The sequence below is a fragment of the Yoonia sp. genome (assembly GCF_042093035.1).
Classification (GTDB): domain Bacteria; phylum Pseudomonadota; class Alphaproteobacteria; order Rhodobacterales; family Rhodobacteraceae; genus Yoonia.
In genome coordinates this window covers 24,440-31,023 of sequence record NZ_JBELFI010000017.1, presented here as the reverse complement: position 1 = coordinate 31,023, position 6,584 = coordinate 24,440, and the positions used below count along the sequence as shown (strand labels likewise).

The window sequence follows — 6,584 nt, the reverse complement described above, 5'->3', positions numbered from 1 at the left end:
AGCGCCCCGCCGTGCGTTCCGAGACACGGGCATTCAGCAAAAGACGTGGTATATTGCGCGATCCAACCTCAACCAGTATCCGCGGCCAAAGTTCACTTTCAACCCAAATCGCTACATCAGGCCGCCAGTGATCGAGAAAAGCGCGAGACGCGTGAGCCGTATCATAGGGGGCCATTTGATGGATCACGCGATCAGGGAGATCTGCCGCGAGCATCTGCGCAGAGGTGCGCGTCGTTGACGTTATCAAGACCTGCAAATCCGCGCGCGCCTCCAGCAGTGTCACGATCAACGGCAGGATCGACTGCGTCTCTCCGACGCTTGCGGCATGAAACCAGATCAGCGGTCCGTGCGGGCGCAGGGTGGTCGCCTGTCCCCGTCTTTCATCAACGCGGGCGGGATCTTCTTTGCCCAGACGCAACGCGCGGCGCTGCCAGAGCGCAAAAAGCGGCCCGGTCACGCGGCTTGCCGCCAAATAGAGGGAATGAATGACAGAGATGCGCGCGGCTCCAACAACGGCTGACGCGCAAACGCCTATGCGCAGATGATGGACCGGTCAACTCTCAGGCAGCATCGCCGCAAATAAAAACGCGCCGCAAAGAACCATGCGGCGCGCTCAATCGCAGTTATATGAGACCTATTTTATCGCGATACGCCCATCGACATATGGCTGATAGGGCGCATTCTCGGCCATGTATTCGGCTGTGACATCCGCCAGATCCGGCCCGAAGTCGTAAGCGTTCATGGCCGTTTCAAACATATCGTAGCCGTCCCCGCCATTGCGGACAAAGTTGTTGGAGACCACACCATAGGTCGCTGCCAAATCAAGCGGAGCGCCGCCGACGGTCACGTCACTGATCCGCGATCCGACCTCAGCGGCCAAATCAACGCTGAAGCGCATCCCCGACACCTGCGGGAAGCGGCCAGAGCCGTCTGCGTGTTGGCTGACGCCGTTTTCGAGCGCTGCAAGCATCGTTTCACCTGTCACCTGAAATGTTGACAGCGTGTTCTGGAATGGAAGCACGGTCAGCACCTCGCCCATCGTTACATCACCGGCATCAATGGATGCGCGGATACCGCCAGAGTTTTGAAACGCGATTTGAATGCCTTGATCGGCCACACGTGCCAGCATCGCATCAGCGATCAGGTTACCCATGGAACACTCCATCGCCCGGCACACCGCGCGATCCCCTTCTAGCGCGCCAGCCGCCTCCGCGACAACCTGATTGCGGATTTCGTCGAGCGGCACGGCCATTTCAGCGACACGCGCAGCGGTGGTGGGGTCTTCGGTCACGCTTGCGTCGATCAATATAGGCGCGCCAACCGCCTCGGTCAGATTGCCGTCATCGTCAAACGTCACGTTCAGCTCACCCAGATATTTGCCGTATGAATAGGCTTGCACAATCGCTGTGCTGCCGACCATTGTCGGATACGGACCTTCTGCGCCCTCTGCTTCACCCAGAAGCGAATGCGAGTGACCGCCAACAATCACATCGACGCCCGTCGTGTTCGCCGCGATCTCCTTGTCAACATTGTAGCCGGAGTGGGACAGGACGATAATCTTGTTCACGCCCATCGCGGTCAATTTGTCGACCTCGGCCTGAACTGCGGCGACTGGCGCGGTGAAGCTGACATTCTTGCCGGGGCTGGCAAGTTCATCGGTGTTTTCAGGGGTCAGACCGATCATGCCAATCATCTCTCCGCCGCGCTCAATCACGGTGGATTTCATCAGCGTCTCAGCCAGCAGCGGCTCTGCCGATACGTCTGCGTTGGACATCAAGATGGGGAATTACAGCGAATCCATAAACCCGCGCAGTACTTCAGGCCCGTCATCAAATTCGTGGTTGCCCACGGTCATGGCGTCATAGCCCATCTGGTTCATGAACTCGGCAGCGGCAGCGCCCTTGTAATAAGTATAGAACAGCGTGCCCTGAAACTGGTCGCCCCCATCCACAAGGATCGCGTTATTGGACCGCGCCCGCGCTTCGGCAATAGCCGTGACCATACGGGCGGTGCCGCCAAAACATTTGCCTTCCGCGTTGTCTTCGCCGGAACATCCGCTGTCAAAGCGGCTGATCGGCTCAAAACGCGCGTGGAAATCGTTTGTGTGCAAAATCGTCAGCGAATAGTCTGCTGCCGCCACAGTTGCGGTCACCGCAAGCGCGCAGGTGGTTGTCATGATACGTGCAATCATTGGATCTGATCCCCCAAGGTTAGATATGTTGTCAGCTTGGCGAGGGGGCTAGACGGAGTCAACAATATCCCACGGTCAACTTGTCATATGGCGCTGCAAGGGCTTGTTGACACTGATGGGCTTGACCTATTTCTGTGCAAAGGCCATGAGGCAGTCATGCTGATTTACAAAATATTCCGCGCCAATGAATGGGCCGATCTGCAATCGAAAGGCGACACGATCGGCGCACCAATCGACGTGGCAGACGGCTATATTCACTTTTCCACCGCCGAAACCGTGGCTGAAACCGCAGCAAAATACTTCACCGGAGTTGAGGGCTTGGTGCTGTTGGCGATTGAGGCCGACGGGCTGGGGCCACTTAAGTGGGAACCAGCGCGCGAAGGTGTTCTCTTCCCGCATCTCTATCGCAAGCTGCGCTTGGATGATGTGATCTGGTCCAAGCCCCTTCCGCTGGAAGCGGGCCTTCACCAATTCCCTGATCTGACATGAGAGCCCTTGAAAACATCGCCCTGATGGCCCTGCGTCAGATCGACCCGGAAGTCGCGCATGGGCTGGCAATCAAGGCGCTCAACACCGGATTGGGCCCACGCGGGGGGCCTGTGACAACTGACCGTTTGCGCACGACGGTTGCGGGTCTTTCACTGCCGAACCCAATCGGTCTTGCGGCAGGCTTTGACAAGAACGCAACCGCCCTACACGCGCTCGCCAAAACCGGATTTGGCTTTCTTGAGGTCGGCGCCGCGACACCGCGCCCGCAACAGGGCAACCCAAGACCACGCCTATACCGGTTGACGCAGGATCGCGCATCAATCAATCGCTTCGGGTTCAACAACGAAGGCATGGATGTCATTGCGGGCCGCCTTGCCAACCGGCCACAGGATGCTGTTATCGGCCTGAACCTCGGGGCCAATAAGGACAGCGAAGATAAGTCCAGCGACTTTGCAAAGGTGCTGAGCCATTGCGGTGGCTTTGTCGACTTCGTGACGGTTAATGTCTCTTCGCCAAACACAGAAAAACTGCGCGATCTGCAAGGCAAGGCGGCACTCGCCGCATTGCTTGCAAAGGTGATGGAGGCACGTGCGGGCCTGAACACGCCCCTGCCTGTCTTTCTCAAGATCGCGCCGGATTTGTCGGGCGATGAACTTGCCGAACTCGCCGAAGTCGCGAATGCCTCTGGCATTGATGGGATCATTGCGACGAATACGACGCTGGACCGCACTGGATTGCACGGACCCTATCGGAGCGAAGATGGCGGGCTTTCGGGGCAACCGCTGTTTGAGAAATCAACACGGCTTTTGGCCCAGCTCGCCGGGCTGACGCATTTGCCGATCATTGGGGTCGGCGGCGTGGGATCGCCAGAGCAGGCGTACCAGAAAATCCGCGCTGGCGCCTCTGCGGTGCAGCTCTATACGGCCTTGGTCTATGGCGGGATATCGCTTGCCGGCGATATCGCAGGCGGTCTTGACGGTCTTCTGGCCCGCGATGGTTTTTCAAGCGTCTCTGAGGCGGTCGGATCAGGCCGCAGCGACTGGACCTGAGACCGACTTGTCCGCTTCGGCCTCAAGTGCCGGGTATTTCCAGGCAAGTGTCGCGCCGCGCACAATGAAACTGATGAGCATCGCCATCCAAAGCCCATGATTGGCGAAAGCGGCGATCAGGGGGATAACGCTCGCAAAATAGATCGCAACGGAAACGATCATCATATTGCGCATATCTGTCGTGCGGGTCGCGCCGATAAATATCCCGTCCAGCATCCATGCGGCCACACCGACAAGCGGTGCAGCGATCATGTAAGGCAGATATGTCTTGGCCGCGTCCTGGACATCCGTCGCGGTCGTCATCAGGTCAATCGCGGCGCCCCCAAAGATCGCAAAACTCAACGAAAGCCCGGCACAGATCACCAACCCCCAAAAGCTGCTCAGCATCGCACCGCGCCGCAAAGCCGCCCGCACCTTTGCCCCCAGCGCGTTGCCAACCAGTGCTTCGGCCGCAAAGGCGAAACCGTCGAGCGCGTAGGATGTCACGTATAAGAACTGCAACAGGATTTGATTTGCGGCGAGTTGCACGTCTCCAAAGTCGGAACCGTAGAAGATGAAGCTGACGAAAACGGCCTGCAGCAGCACGGAACGGATCAGGATATCAGTATTCACTGCGGCCATATGCCTGAGGCGCACCAGATCGAAGACCCGCGCAAACGATAGCCATGCCGCGCGGCCAAAGACGGCACGACAGAACCACAAGCCAACCAGCAAACCACCCCATTCGGCAATGAACGTCGCCCAAGCGACGCCTTCGATGCCCCAGCCCAACTTCAGGCCCAATCCATAACTGAGCGCGATATTGGACCCATTCATGGCAACTTGAATGACCAGCACTGCACGGGTGCGTTCTTGCGCGATCAACCATCCGGTGATGCCATAAAGCGCAATCGTTGCGGGAGCTGACCAGATGCGGATGACCATATAGTCGCGCGCCAATCCTTCAACTTCTGCGCTTGCTGGCGACACCCAGAATGCGCCCTGAAAGATAAAGACCTGCCCCGCAATCATTACGGCACCGGCGGACAACCCAATGAGCAAGGCGCGGGCCAGCAATGCGTCAACCTCATCCACATCTTTGGCACCTACGGCTTGAGATGTCAGGCCGGTTGTCCCCATCCGCAAGAAACCAAAGATCCAATAAACCGCGGTCAGGATAATCGCACCGATGCCCACGGCCCCGATTGGGGCAGCCTCGCCCAATTGACCAACAACTGCTGTATCAACGATCCCGAGGATCGGCACGGTCGCGTTGGACAAGACAATCGGGACCGCAATTGCCAAGACCCTGCGGTGCGTCAGCGCGTCAGTCATCGCGCGTTGGCATCAGGAAATGCGCGGTGCCTTGTGCAAACAGACGGCTGCGATTGTCCTGCCAGGCCTCGACGTGCACCGACGCATAGCGCCTGCCAGAGCGGTTCACACGTGCCCGTGCGTAGGCGTCGCGCGGCAAACCCGTACGCAAGTAATCGACCGTGAAGTCAATCGTCTTGGGCAAGGCGATGCGTGGGGCGGTATCGGCGAATTTACCCGCTTCCATGTCTTCCCAGATCATCGCCCAGCTAAGTTCCATGATGGCGGTGACTTCCAGAAATGCCGCCGTAACGCCGCCATGAATAGCAGGCAGCATCGGGTTGCCGACAAGTTTGTCGGCAAAGGGCAAGATTGCCGTCAGCTCATCCCCGCGCCGGTCGATCTCTATCCCCAGAAACTGGATATAGGGCACTCCGGCCACGAGTTTTTGCAGGGCCGCGTCACGGCGTTGCTTGACGACTTGGACGGGCTCCGGACGGCGGCTCATGTTTTTGCCCTCTCGATTGTAAAAGCACCGGTGGCCGTCGCCACGGGACGATCCGCATTGGCGTCAACAGCCGTCGCGCGCACAAAAGCAACTGAGCGGGTCACGTGGTAGCACACGGCGGTTGCGGTGATCCGGTCACCGGGGGTCGCCGGGCGCATATAGTCAATGCGCAAATCAAGCGTGGCCGTGGCAATGGGTGCTGCGGGATGCGACATCACAGCCGCCCCGGCACAGGTGTCCATCAAAGTCGACACCGCACCGCCATGAATGACACCTGTTTCAGGATCGCCTACCAATCGCGCGTCATAATCCATCGCGATAACTGCCATGCCGTCTGCAATCTCGGTCAATTGCATCCCCAGTTCCTGGGCATGTGGGATTGCTTCGATGAATTGGCGTGCCAGCAAATCGCGGCGGGATTTTTGGGGGTCTGACATGAAAGCTCCGGCTTGTCTGATCTTTGGGTAACGCGGTTTTCGCCATATTGCCAACACTTCACCTTGATAAAGATAGCCTCATCATGCGTTGCCGTCGCCGCAACTTGACGCTACGATCGTCGCAGGGAGAATACGATGTCAGAGACGCGACTGTCATTTAAAGATATGTGTGCAAAATTCGACGTCACACCGCGGACTTTGCGCTACTATGAGTATATCGAACTCCTGACACCCGAAAAAGAAGGCCGGTCGCGGTTTGATGGACCGAAGGAACTGGCACGCATGACGCTGATCCTGCGGGGGCGGCGGTTTGGGTTTTCCCTGGAGGATATCCGTCAATGGCTGCTGATATATGAGCATGAAGGCACAGAGGCGCAAATGCGCGAATGGGTCGCCCTTGCAGACCGCCAGATGGCCGAACTGAAAGACCAGCGAAGCCAGTTGGAAGAAACGATCGCTGAACTACAAAAACTGCGCGACGAAACCGCAATTTCGCTGGGATAGCACGCCGCTACAACGGAAACCGCCCAACCAACTACATATTCCTAAACTCCGCGCGGACATCATGGCGCGGGATTGGTGCTATCAAAGCGCTTTGACAGCAAGAATTAGGCCAT

At 58.0% G+C, this 6,584-nt stretch carries 7 protein-coding genes and 1 pseudogene; 3 read left to right on the top strand and 5 right to left on the bottom strand.

All coding sequences use genetic code 11. The features are described from left to right. Positions 1 to 457 (bottom strand): 3-deoxy-D-manno-octulosonic acid transferase (locus tag ACFDSS_RS04395; RefSeq protein WP_375254549.1); only part of this gene is annotated, 457 nt, incomplete at its 3' end. Between the two features lie 177 nt (positions 458 to 634). Beyond that, positions 635 to 2,191, bottom strand: a pseudogene (locus tag ACFDSS_RS04390) (bifunctional metallophosphatase/5'-nucleotidase). Between the two features lie 156 nt (positions 2,192 to 2,347). On the opposite strand from ACFDSS_RS04390, the gene ACFDSS_RS04385 reads away from it, so the two are divergent. Together ACFDSS_RS04385 and ACFDSS_RS04380 are read left to right on the top strand one after the other, a co-directional pair. Then, positions 2,348 to 2,680: a DUF952 domain-containing protein gene (locus ACFDSS_RS04385; protein ID WP_375254548.1), complete on the top strand. Its 333-nt coding sequence runs from the start codon at positions 2,348 to 2,350 to the stop codon at positions 2,678 to 2,680. After that, on the top strand, positions 2,677 to 3,729 hold the full coding sequence (locus ACFDSS_RS04380) for a quinone-dependent dihydroorotate dehydrogenase (protein ID WP_375254547.1): 1,053 nt from the start codon (positions 2,677 to 2,679) through the stop codon (positions 3,727 to 3,729). Before ACFDSS_RS04385 ends, ACFDSS_RS04380 begins: the two co-directional genes overlap by 4 nt. On the opposite strand, the gene ACFDSS_RS04375 is transcribed toward ACFDSS_RS04380, so the two are convergent. Genes ACFDSS_RS04375 through ACFDSS_RS04365 form a run of 3 tightly spaced genes read right to left on the bottom strand, consistent with a single transcriptional unit; the run spans position 3,706 to position 5,967 of the window. Next, a complete protein-coding gene (locus ACFDSS_RS04375; protein ID WP_375254546.1) occupies positions 3,706 to 5,043 on the bottom strand; it encodes an MATE family efflux transporter in 1,338 nt (445 codons plus the stop codon). The genes ACFDSS_RS04380 and ACFDSS_RS04375 overlap by 24 nt on opposite strands. Continuing rightward, positions 5,036 to 5,530 carry a PaaI family thioesterase gene (locus ACFDSS_RS04370; protein ID WP_375254545.1) on the bottom strand — a complete coding sequence of 165 codons (495 nt, stop codon included), beginning with the start codon at positions 5,528 to 5,530 and terminating at the stop codon, positions 5,036 to 5,038. The genes ACFDSS_RS04375 and ACFDSS_RS04370 overlap by 8 nt, the downstream gene beginning before the upstream one ends. Continuing rightward, complete coding sequence (locus ACFDSS_RS04365; RefSeq protein WP_375254544.1) at positions 5,527 to 5,967, bottom strand: PaaI family thioesterase; 441 nt, start codon at positions 5,965 to 5,967, stop codon at positions 5,527 to 5,529. The genes ACFDSS_RS04370 and ACFDSS_RS04365 overlap by 4 nt, the downstream gene beginning before the upstream one ends. A gap of 135 nt (positions 5,968 to 6,102) precedes the next feature. Here ACFDSS_RS04365 and ACFDSS_RS04360 point away from each other — a divergent pair, with 135 nt between their 5' ends. Beyond that, entirely contained in the window at positions 6,103 to 6,471 is a 369-nt protein-coding gene (locus tag ACFDSS_RS04360; protein ID WP_375254543.1) for a MerR family DNA-binding transcriptional regulator, read from the top strand. Positions 6,472 to 6,584: the final 113 nt, after the last annotated feature.